The organism is Allobosea sp. (assembly GCF_017308075.1).
Lineage (GTDB): Bacteria > Pseudomonadota > Alphaproteobacteria > Rhizobiales > Beijerinckiaceae > Allobosea.
In genome coordinates this window covers 39,910-57,148 of sequence record NZ_JAFKFX010000024.1, presented here as the reverse complement: position 1 = coordinate 57,148, position 17,239 = coordinate 39,910, and the positions used below count along the sequence as shown (strand labels likewise).

General features: G+C 67.9%; 19 protein-coding genes. 9 read left to right on the top strand and 10 right to left on the bottom strand.

The window, feature by feature from the left end:
• From J0J10_RS03600 to J0J10_RS03590, 3 genes are read left to right on the top strand one after another with little or no spacing between them, the layout of a single operon-like run.
• Entirely contained in the window at window positions 1-699 is a 699-nt protein-coding gene (locus J0J10_RS03600) for a CvpA family protein (RefSeq protein ID WP_291640040.1), read from the top strand.
• Window positions 700-727: 28 nt separating this feature from the next.
• Entirely contained in the window at window positions 728-2,200 is a 1,473-nt protein-coding gene (purF, locus tag J0J10_RS03595) for an amidophosphoribosyltransferase (protein WP_291645327.1), read from the top strand.
• 17 nt (window positions 2,201-2,217) lie between these two features.
• On the top strand, window positions 2,218-2,958 hold the full coding sequence (locus tag J0J10_RS03590; protein WP_291645326.1) for an SDR family NAD(P)-dependent oxidoreductase: 741 nt from the start codon (window positions 2,218-2,220) through the stop codon (window positions 2,956-2,958).
• Window positions 2,959-3,066: 108 nt separating this feature from the next.
• Here the strand turns inward: J0J10_RS03590 and J0J10_RS03585 are convergent, their stop codons facing one another.
• From J0J10_RS03585 to J0J10_RS03575, 3 genes are read right to left on the bottom strand one after another with little or no spacing between them, the layout of a single operon-like run.
• The gene (locus J0J10_RS03585; protein ID WP_291645325.1) at window positions 3,067-3,519 is read right to left on the bottom strand and encodes an NUDIX hydrolase; all 453 of its coding nucleotides are present in this window, start codon (window positions 3,517-3,519) and stop codon (window positions 3,067-3,069) included.
• A 23-nt stretch (window positions 3,520-3,542) separates the two neighbouring features.
• Window positions 3,543-4,937 (bottom strand): ribosome biogenesis GTPase Der, encoded by a 1,395-nt coding sequence (gene der, locus J0J10_RS03580; RefSeq protein WP_465247154.1) that lies wholly within the window; start codon window positions 4,935-4,937, stop codon window positions 3,543-3,545.
• Between the two features lie 49 nt (window positions 4,938-4,986).
• A complete protein-coding gene (locus J0J10_RS03575) occupies window positions 4,987-5,649 on the bottom strand; it encodes a tetratricopeptide repeat protein (RefSeq protein ID WP_291645324.1) in 663 nt (220 codons plus the stop codon).
• Window positions 5,650-5,922: 273 nt separating this feature from the next.
• Between J0J10_RS03575 and kdsA the strand changes: the two genes are divergently transcribed.
• Entirely contained in the window at window positions 5,923-6,792 is an 870-nt protein-coding gene (gene kdsA / locus J0J10_RS03570) for a 3-deoxy-8-phosphooctulonate synthase (RefSeq protein WP_291640028.1), read from the top strand.
• Complete coding sequence (locus J0J10_RS03565; protein ID WP_291645323.1) at window positions 6,785-7,990, top strand: MFS transporter; 1,206 nt, start codon at window positions 6,785-6,787, stop codon at window positions 7,988-7,990. Before kdsA ends, J0J10_RS03565 begins: the two co-directional genes overlap by 8 nt.
• 54 nt (window positions 7,991-8,044) lie before the next feature.
• On the opposite strand, the gene queF is transcribed toward J0J10_RS03565, so the two are convergent.
• Window positions 8,045-8,500 carry a preQ(1) synthase gene (gene queF, locus J0J10_RS03560; protein ID WP_066468859.1) on the bottom strand — a complete coding sequence of 152 codons (456 nt, stop codon included), beginning with the start codon at window positions 8,498-8,500 and terminating at the stop codon, window positions 8,045-8,047.
• A gap of 226 nt (window positions 8,501-8,726) precedes the next feature.
• Between queF and eno the strand changes: the two genes are divergently transcribed.
• Window positions 8,727-10,010: a phosphopyruvate hydratase gene (eno, locus tag J0J10_RS03555; RefSeq protein WP_291645322.1), complete on the top strand. Its 1,284-nt coding sequence runs from the start codon at window positions 8,727-8,729 to the stop codon at window positions 10,008-10,010.
• A 90-nt stretch (window positions 10,011-10,100) separates the two neighbouring features.
• Window positions 10,101-11,018 (top strand): DMT family transporter, encoded by a 918-nt coding sequence (locus J0J10_RS03550; protein WP_291645321.1) that lies wholly within the window; start codon window positions 10,101-10,103, stop codon window positions 11,016-11,018.
• On the opposite strand, the gene J0J10_RS03545 is transcribed toward J0J10_RS03550, so the two are convergent.
• The 6 genes from J0J10_RS03545 to J0J10_RS03520 form a co-directional block, all read right to left on the bottom strand.
• Window positions 10,992-11,783, bottom strand: coding sequence for a hypothetical protein (locus tag J0J10_RS03545; protein ID WP_291645320.1), 792 nt, complete (start codon window positions 11,781-11,783; stop codon window positions 10,992-10,994). The two genes, J0J10_RS03550 and J0J10_RS03545, sit on opposite strands and share 27 nt — an antisense overlap.
• A complete protein-coding gene (gene tgt / locus J0J10_RS03540) occupies window positions 11,780-12,904 on the bottom strand; it encodes a tRNA guanosine(34) transglycosylase Tgt (RefSeq protein ID WP_291645319.1) in 1,125 nt (374 codons plus the stop codon). The genes J0J10_RS03545 and tgt overlap by 4 nt, the downstream gene beginning before the upstream one ends.
• 146 nt (window positions 12,905-13,050) lie before the next feature.
• On the bottom strand, window positions 13,051-13,401 hold the full coding sequence (locus tag J0J10_RS03535; RefSeq protein ID WP_291645318.1) for an ArsC family reductase: 351 nt from the start codon (window positions 13,399-13,401) through the stop codon (window positions 13,051-13,053).
• 81 nt (window positions 13,402-13,482) lie between these two features.
• Complete coding sequence (locus tag J0J10_RS03530; protein ID WP_291645317.1) at window positions 13,483-14,058, bottom strand: 2'-5' RNA ligase family protein; 576 nt, start codon at window positions 14,056-14,058, stop codon at window positions 13,483-13,485.
• 116 nt (window positions 14,059-14,174) lie between these two features.
• Entirely contained in the window at window positions 14,175-14,435 is a 261-nt protein-coding gene (locus J0J10_RS03525) for a hypothetical protein (protein ID WP_291637429.1), read from the bottom strand.
• A 7-nt stretch (window positions 14,436-14,442) separates the two neighbouring features.
• Window positions 14,443-15,222, bottom strand: coding sequence for a DUF899 domain-containing protein (locus tag J0J10_RS03520; protein WP_291645316.1), 780 nt, complete (start codon window positions 15,220-15,222; stop codon window positions 14,443-14,445).
• A 117-nt stretch (window positions 15,223-15,339) separates the two neighbouring features.
• Here J0J10_RS03520 and J0J10_RS03515 point away from each other — a divergent pair, with 117 nt between their 5' ends.
• Together J0J10_RS03515 and J0J10_RS03510 are read left to right on the top strand one after the other, a co-directional pair.
• Window positions 15,340-16,560 carry a coiled-coil domain-containing protein gene (locus J0J10_RS03515; RefSeq protein ID WP_291645315.1) on the top strand — a complete coding sequence of 407 codons (1,221 nt, stop codon included), beginning with the start codon at window positions 15,340-15,342 and terminating at the stop codon, window positions 16,558-16,560.
• Window positions 16,561-16,608: 48 nt separating this feature from the next.
• Entirely contained in the window at window positions 16,609-17,238 is a 630-nt protein-coding gene (locus tag J0J10_RS03510) for a Vgb family protein (RefSeq protein ID WP_291645314.1), read from the top strand.
• Window position 17,239 lies beyond the last annotated feature (1 nt).

The following is a 17,239-nucleotide window of genomic DNA, read 5'->3' as shown; positions in this document are numbered from 1 at the left end:
ATGCCTGTGACCCTTCTCGATCTCGTCGTCATCGGCGTGGTTCTCGTTTCCGCTTTGCTGGCGGCCGTTCGCGGCCTTACCCGCGAGGTGCTGGCGATCGCCTCCTGGGCGGCCGCCGCGATCATCGCCTGGGTGTTCCACCCGCAGCTTCTGCCGATCGCCCAGCAGCACATCCCGAACAAGACGGTGGCGCTGGTCGTGGTGATCGCCGGCCTGTTCCTGGCGACGCTGATCATCGTCTCGCTGATCACGGCGCGGATCTCGGATTTCGTGCTCGATTCGCGCATCGGCGCGCTCGACCGTACGCTCGGCTTCGTCTTCGGCGCCGGGCGCGGCCTGCTCCTGGCCGTCGTCGGCTACCTCTTCTTCACCGCCCTGGTGCCCGAGAAGATGCAGCCGGCCTGGGCGCGCGATTCCCGCTCGAAGCCGATTCTCGAGGAGACCGGGCGCAGCCTGCTGACCATGCTGCCGCAGGACATCGACTCCGAATTCATCAAGAAGCTGCTGCAGCCCAAGACCGGCGGTGAACCGACCGAGGCGCCGGCCGAGGAGCCGCGCACCCCGCCCGCGGGCACGCCTTCGACCGATCCGCAACGTCGTACGCAGGCCCCCGGCGCGCCGGACCGTCAGGCCCTGCAGCGCGTGATCGATTCCACCGGCGCAACAGGAAGCACCGGGGCCGCGGCAGCGCGCCCCTGAGTGGAGAGCCATCCCGATGGAGCCACAGATGAGCCAGATCCGCGATTGCGAGGCTGCGTTCGACCCGAATGCCGACCGCCTGCGCGAGGAGTGCGGCGTCTTCGGCATTTTCGGACATGCCGATGCGGCGGCGCTGACCGCGCTCGGGCTGCATGCGCTGCAGCACCGCGGCCAGGAGGCAGCCGGCATCGTCTCCTTCGACGGCAAGCGCTTCCATTCCGAGCGCCGGCTCGGCCTTGTCGGCGACGCCTTCTCGGATGCCGGCGTCATCGACAAGCTCAAGGGCACGCAGGCGATCGGCCATGTGCGCTATTCGACCACCGGCGAGACCATTCTGCGCAATGTCCAGCCGCTGTTTTCCGAGCTGCATGGCGGCGGCTTCGCGGTCGCCCATAACGGCAATCTGACCAATGCGCTGACGCTGCGGCGCAATCTCGTCCGCGACGGCGCGATCTACCAGTCGACCTCGGACACCGAGGTGCTGCTGCATCTGGTGGCGCGCAGCCGCAAGACGCGTTTCATCGACCGGCTGGTCGAGGCGATCCGCCAGATCGAGGGCGCCTATGCCTTCGTCGGCATCACCAACAAGAAGCTGATCGGCGTGCGCGATCCTCTCGGCATCCGGCCGCTGGTCCTCGGTGAGCTCGACGGTTGCCCGATCCTCGCCTCCGAGACCTGCGCACTCGACATCATCGGCGCCAAATTCGTGCGCGAGGTCGAGAATGGCGAGGTCATCGTCATCTCGGAGCAGGGCATCGAGAGCCACAAGCCCTTCCCGCCGGCGGCGGAACGGCCCTGCATCTTCGAGTACATCTACTTCGCCAGGCCGGATTCGGTCGTGAAGGGCCAGAGCATCTATGAGCGCCGCAAGGCGATGGGCGCCCAGCTCGCCGCCGAAGCGCCGGCCGATGCCGACGTGATCGTGCCGGTACCGGATTCCGGCGTTCCTGCGGCGCTGGGCTTCGCCCAGGCCAGCAACATCCCGTTTGAGCTCGGCATCATCCGCAACCATTATGTCGGGCGCACCTTCATCGAGCCGACCCAGAAGGTCCGCGAGCTCGGCGTGCGCCTGAAGCACTCGGCCAATCGCAGCGTCGTGGCCGGCAAGCGCATCGTGCTCGTCGACGATTCGATCGTGCGCGGCACGACCTCGTTCAAGATCGTCAAGATGATGCGCGAGGCGGGCGCGCGCGAGGTGCATTTCCGCATCTCCTCGCCGCCAATCACCCATCCCGACTATTACGGGATCGACACGCCGGACCGCGAAAAGCTGCTCGCGGCGACGCATACGCTCGAGCAGATGCGCCAGTTCGTCGGCGCCGATTCGCTCGCCTTCCTCTCGGTGGACGGACTTTATCGCGCCATGGGCCATTCCGGCCGCGACCCGGCCCAGCCCGCCTTCACCGATCACTGCTTCACCGGCGACTATCCGACCTCGCTGACCGATGTCGTCGGCGAGAGCGCCAAGCAGAAATTGTCGCTGCTGGCCGAAGCCGGCTGAACCTTCGACGGATTGCCATGACCAAGCCTTTGCAGGGGCGCGTTGCGCTCATCACCGGAGCCTCGCGCGGGATTGGCCGCGCCGCGGCGCTCGCCTATGCCGAAGCCGGCGCCCATGTCGTGGCGCTGGCGCGTACGACCGGTGCGCTCGAGGAACTCGACGACGAGATCCGGGCGGTCGGCGGCAGCGCCACGCTGGTTCCGGCCGATCTCGCCGATGCCGGCGCGATCGAGAAGCTCGGCCCGGCCCTGCTGCAGCGCTGGGGCAAGCTCGACATCATGCTGGCCAATGCCGGCATCCTCGGCCCGCTCGCACCGCTGACCCATGCCAGCCCCAAGGAATGGGCCCAGGTCTTCGACATCAACGTCAGCGCGAACTGGCGGCTGCTGAAATCCGTCGAGCCGGCACTGCAGGCTTCCGATGCCGGCCGGGTGATCCTGCTCTCCTCGGGCGCCGCGCATAAATGCATGGCCTATTGGGGGCCGTATTCGATCTCCAAGGCCGCGGTCGAAGCGATGGCGCGCACCTATGCCAACGAGACGTCGACATCGCCGCTGCGCGTCATGCTGGTCAACCCCGGCCCGCTGCGGACGCGGATGCGGGCCCAGGCGATGCCGGGCGAGGACCCGCAGACCCTGAGGACACCGGAGGATCTGGCTCCGCATCTGGTTGCTCTCGCCTCGCCCGACTGGACGGAGACCGGCAAGATCTTCGATTTCCCGCAAGGCAAGGTGCTGACGCCGCAAATGCCGGCCTAAGGCCGTCATTCTCGGCCAGGGCGTAGCGAAGAGCCGAGCGGTTCTCGCCGACAGGGGCGCCTTTTCTCGTCATGAAAGGCTCGGGTCAGGCCCGAGCATGACGCGCCCTTACGGCGCCGCCCGATACTCCTGCACCACCGCGATCAGCTCGGCCACCGTCAGGTTCGGCAGGGCCGCCATCTCGTCGAGCGAGAACCAGCCGATCTCGCTGTGCTCGTCGGTGAGGTTCTCGGCCGTCTCGCCATCCCAGGCCGAGACCACATAGATGTGATGCAGCGCCGCACCGTTCCGCTCCGGAAAATATTCGGGAGCCGAGAGCATCAGGCGATAGACCGTCGGCACGAGCCCGACCTCCTCGCGGCATTCGCGCAGCAAGGCTTCGTCGAGCCCCTCGCCGGCCTCGACGCGTCCGCCGATCGCATCCCAATGATCGGCCCAGGCGCGCTTCCAAGAGGCTCGCAGACCAAGCAGCACCTTGCCGTCGGTTCTGAGGAAGAGCGCGCTGACCGTTTCGGGCGCGCCTGAGCAGGATGCGAAAACATGGGAACCGGTTTCTCGCATCGATCCCGCTCAGTCTCGAAGCATCAGCGCTTGGCCTTGTCGTAGGGGTTCGTGCTCCCACGCGTATGCAGACGGATCGGTGTGCCCGGCAGCTCGAAGGCGTCGCGCAGGTTATTGACCAGATAGCGCGTATACGACACCGGCAGATGCTCGAGCTGGTTGCCGAACAGCGCGAAGGTCGGCGGGCGCGCCTTGGCCTGCGTCATGTAGCGAATCTTGATGCGGCGGCCGGCGACGGCCGGCGGCGGATGGGCCGAGAGTACGCCTTCCAGCCAGCGGTTGATTCGCGCGGTCGAGACCCGGCGGTTCCAGACGCCATAGGCGCGGAAGACCGCCTGCATCAGCCTGTCGATGCCTTCGCCGGCGAGGCCGGAGAGCGGCACGATCTCGACTCCACGGACCTGCGCCAGCAGGTGATGGGCCTTTTCCTTCAGCTCGGCGAGCAAGCCCTGCTTGTCGGCGACGAGGTCCCATTTATTGAGGCCGATGACGACGCAGCGGCCTTCGCGCTCCGTCAGATCGACCAGGGTCAGGTCCTGTTTCTCGAAGGGAATGGTCGAGTCGAGCAGCACGACCACGACCTCGGCATAGCGGATGGCGCGCAGCGCATCGGCGACCGAGAGCTTCTCGAGCTTCTCCTCGATACGGGCGCGCTTGCGCATGCCGGCGGTGTCGAACAGCCTGACCGGACGGCCGCGCCAGTCCCAGTCGACCGAGATGGTGTCGCGGGTGATGCCGGCCTCAGGGCCGGTCAGCAGACGGTCCTGCCCGATCATCCGGTTGACCAGGGTCGACTTGCCGGCATTGGGGCGACCGATGATGGTCACGCGCAGCGGCTTGTTGGGGTCGTCGCCCTCCTCCTCGTCCTCCGCGAGGGCGGCGGGCGCATCGGCCCAGAGTTCCTCCTCGTCCTCCTCCGGCTCTTCCGCGACATAGGGCATCAGGGCCTCGAGCAGGTCGGCGGTGCCCTCGCCATGCTCGGCGGAGAATGGCACGGGGTCGCCGAGGCCGAGCGAATAGGCCTCCATGACACCGTCCTTGCCCTTGTTTCCTTCCGCCTTGTTGGCGAGCAGGATGACGGGCTTGCCGGAGCGACGCACCAGATCGGCGAAGGGCTGGTCCATCGGCGTCAGGCCGAGCCGGGCGTCGATCATGAACAGGATGACGTCGGCCTGCTCGATCGCCGTCTCTGTCTGCGCGCGCATACGACCCGCGAGCGAGTGCTGGTCGGCCTCCTCGAGGCCGGCAGTGTCGATCACCGTGAAGCGCAGATGGCCGAGGCTGGCCTCGCCCTCGCGCCGGTCGCGGGTGACGCCCGGACGGTCGTCGACCAGCGCCAGCTTCTTGCCGACGAGCCGGTTGAACAGGGTCGACTTGCCGACATTGGGCCGGCCGACAATGGCGATGGTCGCGGTCATGATCCGTCCAGTTGGGCCGGCACCGGCCGATACGGACCGGCGCGCGGCGTCAGTTCTTGGTTTCGACGGCGCCGCCGCGAACCAGCGTAAGATAGAGCTCGACCCGCTGGCGCAAGCTCGCCGGCGTCTCGGCATCGGTCACGATGGCGTCGAACCAGCGGCCGGCGTCCTCGTAGAGATTGCCCTTGAGCGCCGCGATGCCGAGCGCTTCCCGGGCGGAATGGCGCCAGTTCCCGGCCGGCGTCGCCAGCGGCTCGAGAGCCTTGCGCAGCTCGGCATAAGGCAGGAGGTCGACCCGCAGCAGGCCGGCGCGCAGGCGGGCGAGATCGCGATAGCTCGTCTCGAGCGCGCCGTCATTGGCGAGCGCGTCGAAGGCGGTGGCGCCAGCGGCGGGATCGCGCTTGCCGACCTCGCCGGCCAGGCGGAAACGGGCGAGCTGGCGATAACCGGCCGGTGCATTGACGGAAAGCTCGGTCAGGATCGACTCCGCCTCGCTGCCATTGCCGTCACGGGCGGCGCGCAGGGCGGTTTCGAACTTCGCTCCGACGGCCTCCGCCTTCTGCCGTTCCTGGTGCTGCCAGAACTGCCAGCCGGCGACGCCCACGACGGCGATCACGGCAATCGCGATGAAGACGTTGCTGTACTTGCTCCAGATGGCCGCCGCCTTCTCGCGGCGAACCTCCTCGTCGATCTCGCGGAAAATATCGGACATAACGCCTCGGAAATGCTTGCTGCCCTGCCGGGTAGCACTTTCGCCGGCAGATTGCGAGCCGGATCGATATCGCCGCGGCCACGGATCTGCGCAGGCCGCATGTCCGGCTCCCGGCCTGGGCCTCAGAGGGCGCCGACTGCTTGACCTGCGAGGCGGACAGGCCCTAGAGCGCGGGACGCGTCGCAGGATAGTGCCGCGCAGGCGGCAGAGCAGCCGGATCTCCCAGCCCGGCGCCTCGGCCCTCGGCACATCCGAAAGCAGGATCAAAAAGCCATGAGCGCCAACGCCATCGTCACCGCCGGCGCCGACCTCGCCCAGCCGGTCCGCTTCGGCAACGCCCTGCCGCTCGCCCTGATCGCCGGCCCCTGCCAGATGGAGAGCCGCGAGCACGCATTGGAAGTCGCGCTGGCGCTCAAGGACATGGCTGCCGAGCTCGGCATCGGCCTCGTCTTCAAGACCTCCTTCGACAAGGCGAACCGGACCAGCGTCAAGGGCCAGCGCGGCATGGGACTGCAGGCCGCCCTGCCCGTCTTTGCCGAGATTCGCGAGCGCACCGGCCTGCCGGTGCTGACCGACGTGCACGAAGCCGGCCAATGCGCCGCCGTCGCCGAGGTCGTCGACATCCTGCAGATTCCCGCCTTCCTCTGCCGCCAGACCGACCTGCTCGTCGCGGCCGCCGCGACCGGCAAGATCGTCAACGTCAAGAAGGGCCAGTTCCTCGCCCCCTGGGACATGGTCAATGTCGCCGCCAAGGTGACCGAGAGCGGCAACCCGAACGTGATGCTGACCGAGCGCGGCGCCTCCTTCGGCTACAACACGCTGGTGACCGACATGCGCAGCCTGCCGATCATGGCCGAGATCGGCGCACCGGTGATCTTCGACGCCACCCATTCGGTGCAGCAGCCCGGCGGCAAGGGCGCCTCCTCCGGCGGACAGCGCGAATTCGTACCGGTTCTGGCGCGGGCGGCGGTCGCGGTCGGCGTCGCCGGGGTCTTCATCGAGACCCATCCCGATCCCGACAAGGCGCCGTCCGACGGGCCCAACATGGTGCCGCTGCGCGAGTTCCCCACCCTGATCCGGCAGTTGCAGGAGTTCGACCGCGTCGCCAAGCGCATCCCGCAGGTTGCGCCGGCCCATGGCTGAGGCGGCGCAGCCGCAGCCCGCCCCCGGCTCGCTCAAGGCCCTGATCCTCGTCCTCGGGGCCTGCGGCTTCGCCTCCACCTTCACCATGCGGATCCTCGATCCGCTGGTCCCGACGCTGGCGAGCGAATTCACGCGCAGCGTCCCTCAGGTCGCCGCGATCGCGACCGCCTTCTCCTTCGCCTATGCCGTCGGCCAGCCCTTTCTCGGGCCGGTGGCCGATTCCTTCGGCAAGCTGCGCACCATCTCGACCTGTCTGCTCCTGCTCGCCACGCTCTCGGCAGCGGCGGCGTTCGCCTGGTCCTTCGATGCGCTGACGGTCATGCGCACCGCGGCCGGCATCGTCGCCGGCGGCGTGATTCCGGCGGCGATGGCGGCGATCGGCGACCGAGCCCCGATGGCCGAGCGCCAGGTCCAGCTCGGGCGCTTCCTCGTTTTGATGATCGTCGGCCAGATGGCGGGGGCAGCCTGCTCGGGCCTGATCGCCACGCATATCGGCTGGCGCGGCGTCTTCCTGGTCGCCGGCGCGCTCGCCGCCATCGCCGGCATCCTGGTGATGGTCGTGCTGAAGCCGCGGCCGGACGCGCAGCGCCCGAAGCTGAGTTTTTCAGGCGCGCTCGCGCGCTACGCCACCGTCTTCGCCAACCCGCAGACCAAGGTGCTCTACGGCCTCGTCATCATCGAGGGAGCGCTGGTCTTCGGCATGCCGCCCTATGTCGCGGCGATCCTGCAGGAACGGGCGGGCGTCGGCCCCTCGCAGGCCGGCATCGTCATCGCCGGCACCGGGCTCGGCGGCATCGTCTACGGCATCCTGACGCGGATCCTGGTCGAGCGGCTCGGCCCGGCGCGGATGACCACGGTCGGCGGCGCGCTGATGGCGCTGGCCTATTGCCTGTTCGCACTGCCGATGTTGCCCTGGTGGAGCGCGATCGCCATCTTCATGCTGAGCGGCTTCGGCTTCTTCCTGATGCACGGCACCTTCCAGGCGCTGGCGACAGAGCTTGCGCCGAGCGCACGCGGCTCGGCGGTGGCACTGTTCGCCTGCGCGCTGTTCTGCGGCCATGCGCTCGGACCGCTGCTGATGGGCACGGCCCTGCATCTGTTCGGCACCAGCGGCGCGATCCTGTCCTTCGCCGCGGCGGTCGGACTGCTCGGCCTCTTGGTGCCGCGGGTTCTCTCGCTGGGCGGCAGCCGGACGTAGGCACCACCGTCGTCCGGGACGTCGCATGGCGCGGCGCCCCGGAATGACGACCTCTCAGCGCCCGCGATAGGGCGCCACGCCCTGGTCGGGCAGCCACAAGCCTTTGGGGGGCTCGCCGGTCTGGAAGAAAACATCGATCGGGATGCCGCCGCGCGGATACCAGTAGCCGCCGATGCGGAACCATTTCGGCTGCAGCAGCTCGACCAGCGTCTTGCCGATATTGACCGTGCAGTCCTCGTGGAAGGCGCCATGATTGCGGAAGGCGCCGAGATAGAGCTTCAGCGACTTCGATTCGACCAGCCAGTCGCCGGGCAGATAGTCGATCACCAGAATGCCGAAATCGGGCTGGCCGGTGACCGGGCAGATCGAGGTGAATTCCGGGCAGGTGAAGCGGGCGAGATAATCCGTGCCGGCATGCGGATTCGGCACGCGGTCGAGGCGGGCTTCCTCCGGCGATTGCGGCAGGGCGCTGGCCTGGCCGAGCTGCAGGGTCGAGGCATCGAGGGTCATCGTCGCTCCAATCGACATCCATCCCGCCTCCTGATGGGCACGCGAACGCGCGCGGCTCAAAGGATCAGAGATGCTTCAATGAGACCGCCGGTGGGCGGCATCCGGTTCTTTTCAAGCGCGGCTTGTATCGCTGACGCCCTGCAAACGCCACCACCCCTTCCCGTCGCCCCTGCTCTTGTCTAGAAGCGCGACATCAATCCGTTCCCGCCTCTCTCCGGAGTCCGCCATGACCGCGATCATCGACATCATCGGCCGCCAGATCCTCGATTCCCGCGGCAACCCGACGGTCGAGGTCGACGTCATCCTCGAAGACGGCTCAATGGGCCGCGCCGCGGTTCCGTCGGGCGCCTCGACCGGCGCGCATGAGGCCGTCGAACTGCGCGACGGCGACAAGAGCCGCTATCTCGGCAAAAGCGTGCAGAAGGCGGTCGAGGCGGTCAACATGACCATCGCCGAGGCCCTCGTCGCCATGGACGCCGAGGACCAGGTCGCGATCGACGAGACGATGATCGAGCTCGACGGCACGCCCAACAAGAGCAAGCTCGGCGCCAACGCCATTCTCGGCGTCTCGCTCGCCGTCGCCAAGGCCGCCGCCGACGCCTCCGGCCTGCCGCTCTACCGCTATGTCGGCGGCACCCAGGCCCGCGTCCTGCCCGTGCCGATGATGAACATCGTCAATGGCGGCGCCCATGCCGACAACCCGATCGACTTCCAGGAATTCATGGTGATGCCGATCGGCGCGCCCTCCTTCGCCGAAGGCCTGCGCATGGGCGCGGAGATTTTCCACACGTTGAAGAAGGCGCTCCACGACGCCGGCCACAACACCAATGTCGGCGACGAGGGCGGCTTCGCTCCCAACATCAAGTCGGCGGAAGCGGCGCTCGACTTCGTCATGCAGGCGGTCGAGAAGGCCGGCTACAAGCCCGGCGAGGACATCGCCCTGGCGCTCGACTGCGCCGCGACCGAGTTCTTCAAGGACGGCGCCTATGTCTATGCGGGCGAACGCAAAACCCGCGATCCCAAGGCGCAGGCCAAGTACCTCGCCAAGCTCGTCGGCAGCTATCCGATCGTCTCGATCGAGGACGGCATGGCCGAGGATGACTGGGAGGGCTGGAAGGCGCTGACCGATCTCGTCGGCAACAAGTGCCAGCTCGTCGGCGACGACCTCTTCGTCACCAACGTCACCCGCCTATCGCAGGGCATCAAGGCGAAGACCGCCAACTCGATCCTGGTCAAGGTCAACCAGATCGGTACGCTGACCGAGACCCTGGCGGCTGTCGAGATGGCCCAGCGCGCCGGCTACACCGCGGTGATGTCGCATCGCTCGGGCGAGACCGAGGATTCCACCATCGCCGACCTCTCGGTCGCGACCAATTGCGGACAGATCAAGACCGGCTCGCTCGCCCGCTCCGACCGGACCGCGAAGTACAACCAGCTCCTGCGCATCGAGGAGGAGCTCGGCGACCAGGCGATCTATGCCGGCCGCTCCGCCCTGAAGGCGCTCGCCTGACGGTTTCTTGTGCACCGCAACGCGAGCGGCGCGCACAGCCCATGCGGCAAACCCACTAACGAAGACCATGCTCCGGCGCTAAGCCGGAGCATGCATCAAGCAGTGCCGCTTTCCGACGCGAAGATCCGCCTTCGGCGTCGGCTGGCCTTCGGCGGCATGATGCTCGCCATGCTGATCTTCGGCGCGAACTTCGTCGTCAGCCGGCATGCGGTGCTCAACGGCCTGAGTTCGCACGACATATTGGCGCTGCGCTTCGCTACCGCCGGCCTGTTGCTGCTCCCGACCTTCGTCTCAGCCGGCATCACCTCCTGCGCCGGCATCGGCTGGCCACGCGGGCTCGCGCTCGCCGTGATGAGCGGCTTCCCGATGAGCTATCTGATGATGACCGGCCTGACCCTGGCGCCCGCCGCGCACGGGGCGGTCATCGGTCCCGGCACCGTCACGGTAATCGGCATCGTCGGCAGCGTCGTGCTGTTCGGCAGCAGGCTGACACGCCCGCTCGTCATCGGCGTCCTGGCAGTGCTCCTCGGCCTCGCCTGCCTCGGTATCGCCGGGACGCGCCAGACCAGCGACACGATCCTCCTCGGCGATCTCTGCTTCCTGGGTGTCGGCCTGATCTGGGGCGGCTATCCGCTCGTCGTCCAGCTCTGGCGCGTCGACGCGCTGAAGGCGACCGCCGTCGTCTCGGTCCTGTCGATGCTCTATTTGCCCTTCTATTTCCTGTTCTTCTTCCGCGGCTTCGACGTCGCTCCCTGGTGGGTTCTGGCAGCGCATGCCATCAATCAGGGCGTCCTCAACGTCATCGTCGGCCTGTGGATCTGGAGCTGGTCGGCGCCGATTCTGGGTTCGGCGGTGATCGGCCGCTTCCCGCCGATGATTCCGGTGATCGGCACGCTGCTCGCCATTCCGGTGCTCGGCGAGATCCCGAGCGGCCTGCAGATCGGCGGCATCGCCATGATCATTGCCGGGCTGTTCGTCGCCTCATGGCGCCGCACGGCGGCGCGCTAGACCCATCAGCGCCAGGTTCCAGCCGATGCTGACGCAGAAGCCGAGCGCCAGGGCCGGCCATGACCCCAGCGCCGGCGCGGCAAGGTGCACCACCGCCAGCGCCCCGCCGAAGCCGAGAAAGCCGATGGCGGAGTTGGCGATCACCGCCGCCGAGGCCGGCCCGCCGATCCGCGGTTGGAGAATGACGACCAGGCTCGAGAGCACGATCGGCATCCCGGCCATCACGCCGGACCAGGTGGGGCCGACCTGCGCGCTGACCGTGCTGGCGACGCCCGCCAGGGTAGCGACGGCCGCCGCGCGCAGCGGGATCGCGAACCAGACGCGTTTGGGCGGCACGGCGGGACGGGCCTGCCGATAGGAACCCAGCAGGTGATTGAGCAGGAGGAAAACCGGCGGTGTGAGCGCCAGAAGAACCAGGAACGGTGGCTGACTGGCGCGAAACAGCAGGATCGCCGCCGACCAGCTCAGCAGCGCGGCCCCAAGGCTGACGACGAGGCCAAAGCGCTGCGCCAGCGGCACATAGGCGAGCAGAAAGCCGCCATTGGCGAGATTGGTCGCCATGCCGGCGAGCGCGCTCGCCGCGATGAAGGCCGGATCATGCTCCAGAGCGAGGAAGACATAGACCGGCCCCGCCGAGATCGGCAGGGTCGCGATCATCGCAGCCAGGAAAGGGCCGCTACGCTCGGCGATGACCGAGCAGCCGACGACGATGCCGGCGGCGATCGCCATCTTCAGGGCGAGCAGCGCAAGCCAGGGCTCGATCACGCCGGCTCGCCCCGCTCCCAGCCCAGCTTGGTCTCGGCGATGAAATCGCCCAGCCGGCCGGCCGCGATGGCGCCCCGGAGCCCGGCCATCAGATCCTGGTAATAGGCGAGGTTGATCCAGGTCAGCAGCATCTTGCCGAGCATCTCCTCGGCCTTGACCAGATGGTGCAGATAGGCGCGCGAATAGCTGTTCGCAGCCGGGCAGCTCGATTGCGGATCGATCGGCCTGACATCCTCGGCATGCTTGGCGTTCTTCAGGTTCATCCTGCCGAAGCGCGTGAAGATCTGGCCGTGGCGCCCGGCCCGGGTCGGCATCACGCAGTCGAACATGTCGACGCCGCGGCGTACCGCCTCGACGATGTCGTCAGGCGTGCCGACGCCCATCAGATAGCGCGGCTTTTCCTGCGGCATATGCGGCTCGACCGTCTCGATCATCGCCAGCATCACCTCCTGCGGCTCGCCGACCGCGAGCCCGCCGATGGCGTAGCCCTTGAGGTCCATGGCGGCGAGTTCGCGCGCGCTCTCGACCCTCAGGGCAGGCACGTCGCCACCCTGCACGATGCCAAACAGCGCCCTGCCCGGCTGCGTGCCGAAAGCCGCCTTGCAGCGCTCGGCCCAGCGCAGCGACAGCCGCATCGCCTTCTCCGCGACCTTGTGCTCGCAAGGCAAGGCGACGCATTCGTCGAGCTGCATCACGATGTCGGAACCGAGCAGGTTCTGGATCTCGACCGAGCGCTCCGGCGTCAGCACATGCTTCGAGCCGTCGATATGCGAGCGGAAGGTCACGCCCTCTTCGGTCAGCTTGCGCAGATTGGCGAGCGACATCACCTGGAAGCCGCCTGAATCGGTCAGGATCGGGTGCGGCCAGTTCATGAATTTGTGCAGGCCGCCGAGCCTGGCAACGCGTTCGGCGCCGGGGCGCAGCATCAGATGATAGGTGTTGCCGAGCACGACATCGGCGCCGAGCGCCTTGACCTGCTCGGGATACATGCCCTTGACGGTCGCGGCCGTGCCGACCGGCATGAAGGCGGGGGTGCGGATCACGCCGCGCGGCATCCGGACCTCGCCGGTGCGCGCCGCGCCGTCGCGGCCGAGCAGATGGAAGCTGAAATCTGTTGTCATTTCGCCGGCCTAGCCCAGGCCGGCGCTCTACGGAAGAGCGATTACGCCGACCGTCATTGCGAGGAGCGCAGCGACGAAGCCATCCGGAGACGGCAAAGCTCTATGAGACTGGATTGCTTCGCTACGCTCGCAATGACGCCCCAGCTCTACCGCTTGGCGAAGGCGGCAGCGTAGGCGTCCGGCTTGAAACCGAGCAGGCGACGCTCGCCGATGTCGAGCACCGGGCGCTTGATCATGGTCGGCTGCGCCAGCATCAGAGCAACGGCCTTGTCGGCATCAAGCTCCTGCTTCTCCGCCTCCGGCAGCGCCCGGAAGGTCGTGCTGGCCTTGTTGAGCACCTTCTCCCAGCCGAGTTCGCGGCACCAAGCCTCGAGGCTCGTCTTGTCGATGCCGGAGACACGGTAATCATGGAAGGCGTAGGGAATCTCATGCGCCTCGAGCCAGCTCCAGGCCTTCTTCATCGTGTCGCAATTGCGGATGCCGTAGAGGGTGACCATTCGTTCAATCGCTCGCGCAGATCGTTGCTGTGCCCGCCCCGATGGCGGACGCACCTCGCCTCGCATGAGCGGCGACGGGGATCAAGCGACGACGAGCGGCCAGCGCGCCAGATGGCGGTGCCGGCCTTCTCCGTTGACGCTGTGGATCAGCACGAAGTCGCGCACCGTCCAGCGCAGCGGCGGGATGCCGGTTTCCAGCACGATCTGCTCGTCATAGAGCATGGTCAGATGCGGATTGAACTGGCGCTTGACCGGAAGTTCGCATGCGGCCATGGCGCGCCTGAGCCCGGCCTGCAGCCAGCCCAACGCCGGCAATCCCTCGCTGCTGGCGAGGACCAGAGGCCGCTTACGCGCGCCCTGGCTGAAGCTCACGGCATGATCGAAGCCGACATCGAATAGCTGGCAACGAACCTGGTCGCCGACAGCCAATAGCGAGGACAGCACCTCGTCCGGCGCCGGACCGGGCGCACCGACGCCGCAGAGCGAGATATGGTAGCGGTCCGGCCCGATGATCGGTCCGCGGAGGTCGTGGGCTCGCCGAAACCCGTCGGCGATGCAGGCGATTGCCCTGGCCGCCTCGGCGGTCGGCAGGACGGCGAAGAAGTAGCGATTAGCGGGCTGGCGAAGCCGATACCCGCCCGGTTCGGCCATGAACATGTGCCTCTCCTCGGTTACGCCCTTGCGAGAAAAAGAACATAAAGAGAACACATATGCAAGAGCCCGACGCGCCGGGCGAGCTCGCAGCAAGGCGAGCCCTCCTGCCTGTTGCCTGCTCAGGCCGAAGCAGCGGAACTCCGACCGGCTGCCAGCCTGAGCCAGGGTGCCAGATGGAAGGCGCTCATCAGCAGGTACATCGCAGCCATGCCGTGCATCGGCCCGGCGCCCGGCATGGCCGGGCACAGGACCGCCGGCGCGCCGCTCTCGAAGACCAGCGTGAGCACGCCCATGGTGGCGAAGGTCGGCGCCGCGGCCAAGGCCAGCCAGCCCGCTGCACCGAGGGCGACGGCACCGACGGGACCGGAGCGGCTTTCCATGACCGCCTCAGCTCCGCTCATATTCGTCATGGCGCCGCCACCACGGACCGTTCGCCTCGTTGCGGCCCTTGGGAGCCCGGTCGAGCCAGGGATACATGCTCCAGATGCCGTCGACGCCGCGCGCATAGGTCGAATAGGTGTGGTAGACGACGCCATCCTCGATCACGAAGGCGCTCACTCCCGGCCGCTCGCGCGTATAGCTCGCCACATCGGTGCCAGTCGTGGCGGCGAAGCGCTCAGTCACCGAGGCGCTGTCGCCTTCCAGACGCGAACGCCATACGAAGGCCGGCTCGCGCTGGAAATTGTACTCGATCGAGCCGTCGCGCTGCTGCCGCTCGGTGAAGGAGACGTTGAAGTCGAAACTGAAGGCACCGTCCGAGGACGAGGCCCAGGGGAAGCGCCAGCCCATGCGCTGCCTGTAAGCCAGGAGCTTGGCCAGCGGCGCGCGGGAGACCGCCATCAGCGTCACGTCGTGATTGGCGAGGTGCACGGCGACGCCGTCGAAGCCATCGGCGATGGCCGAGCAGGATGGGCAGCCCGCCTTGTAATCGGGCCCGAACATGAAGTGGTAGACGAGGAGCTGCGAGCGCCCCCGGAACAGCTCTGCCAGCGAGGCCGGCCCCTCCTCGGTCTCGAAGCGGAATGCCTTGTCGATACGGACCCAGGGCAGTTGCTGGCGCTGGCGGGCGAGTTCGTCGCTGAGCCGCGTCAGCTCCTTTTCCTTGCCGAGCAGTGCGATGCGCGCTGCGAGCCATTCGTCGCGGGAAGCGGTCGGATGCATCGTCATCGATCTTGTCTCCTGTCGTCGCCTGTCCTGCGCCGCGGGTTTCGTGGCGGAGCGGCGTCGCCTTGTTGGTAGTCGCCGGCCGTGAGACGCTGGAGTGACAAGTTTGGCGGGATCTGAATGGACTCGATGATCACGGCCGCGGCGCGTGCGCTGGCGGCGGGCGATCTGCTCGGCGTGCTGAACCGCGTCGCGCTGCGCGAGGACCCGCCGGCACTGGCCTTGCGCGGCATCGCCATGGCCCGGCTCGGCGACTTTGCCCGCGCCAAGGCCTTGCTGCAGAAGGCGGCACGCGGCTTCGGGCAGAGGGAAGCGGTGGCCCGCGCGAGATGTATCGTCGCCGAAGCCGAGATCGCCCTAGTCTCGCGCGATCTCGGCTGGCCGGCGAAGGTGCTCGAGGCGGCGCAAGCGGTGCTGGAGCAACATGGCGACCGGCTGAATGCCGCCCATGCCCGGCATCTTTCGGTTCGCCGTTTCCTCCTGATCGGCCAGCTCGACCAAGCAGAACAGGCTCTGGCCGGGATCGATCCGAGCCCGTTCCCGGCTGCCCTGCAGGCTGCGCATGCACTCGTCATTGCCGGAATCGCGATCAGGCGGCTGCGGACGCAGATCGCCCACGACGCGTTGGCGCAGGCCGAACGCGCCGCCCGCCAGTCCGGTATCGGCGCCCTTATAGCCGAAGTCGAGAGCGCAGCGGCCCTGCTGCGCGCGCCGGCGGCACAGTTGATCGCACGGGGCGAAGCCAGGCTTCTCCCGCTCGAAGAGGTCGAAGCCCTGTCTGCGACGGACGCGCTGATCATCGACGCCTGCCGGAACAGCGTGCGGAGCAGGAATGCGGCGGTCTCGCTCGCGACGCGGCCGGTGCTGTTCTCGCTGGCGCGTGCCCTCGCCGAAGCCTGGCCCGTCGACGTGCCGCGCAGCGTCCTCGTCGCACGGGCCTTCCGGGCAAGGCAGGTCGATGAATCGCACCGCGCCCGGCTGCGGGTCGAGATCGGGCGGCTGCGCGCCGAGCTCAGGGACTTGGCCGCGATCGATGCGACGGCCGACGGTTTCGCCATGGTTCCTCGCCACGGCGCCGAGATCGTCGTTCTCGCCCCGCCCGTCGAGGAACGGCATGGGACGCTGCTCGCCCTGCTTTCGGATGGCGAGGCATGGTCGAGCTCGGGCCTCGCGCTGGCACTCGCGACCAGCCCGCGCAGCGTGCAGCGCGCGCTCGAGGTGCTCGCCTCGGCAGGCCGGGTCCAGTCCTTCGGGCGCGGGCCGGCGCGGCGCTGGGTGACGCCGCCCGTGCCGGGGTTCCCGACAGTGTTGTTACTCCCGGCCTCCTCGCCCGGCAGCTAGAACGGCAGGCGACAGCAAGGTCGCAATCACCCGTTCCGGAGACGCGCCATGAAACGATCAGCAGCCGAGATCATCCGCGAATACGGCCCCTTCCCCGACATCGACGGCGTTCACGGCGTCTCCTATGACGGCCGGCATGTCTGGTTCGCGACCGACCGCAGGCTGAACGCGCTCGATCCCGAAAGCGGAGCGACTGAACGCTCGCTCGATGTCGCCGCCGATGCCGGCACGGCCTTCGATGGCCGCCACCTCTTCCAGATCGCCGAGGACCGCATCCAGAAGCTCGACCCGCGGACAGGCACCGTATTGGCGACAATCCCGGCGCCGGGGGGCGGCAGTTCCGGGCTCGCCTGGGCGGAAGGGACGCTCTGGGTCGGCCAGTATCGCAACCGCAAGATCCATCAGATCGACCCGGAAACCGGCGCCGTCCTGCGCAGCATCGAGTCGAACCGCTTCGTCACCGGCGTGACCTGGAGCCATGGCGAGCTCTGGCACGGCACCTGGGAGAACGACGAGAGCGAGCTCAGGCGCGTCGATCCGCGGACCGGCGCGGTGCTCGAGCGCCTCGACATGCCGACCGGCACCGGCGTCTCAGGCCTCGAGGCCGATGGCGGCGACCGCTTCTATTGCGGCGGCGGCAAGAGCGGCGTGCTCAGGGCGGTACGGCGACCGCGCTAGA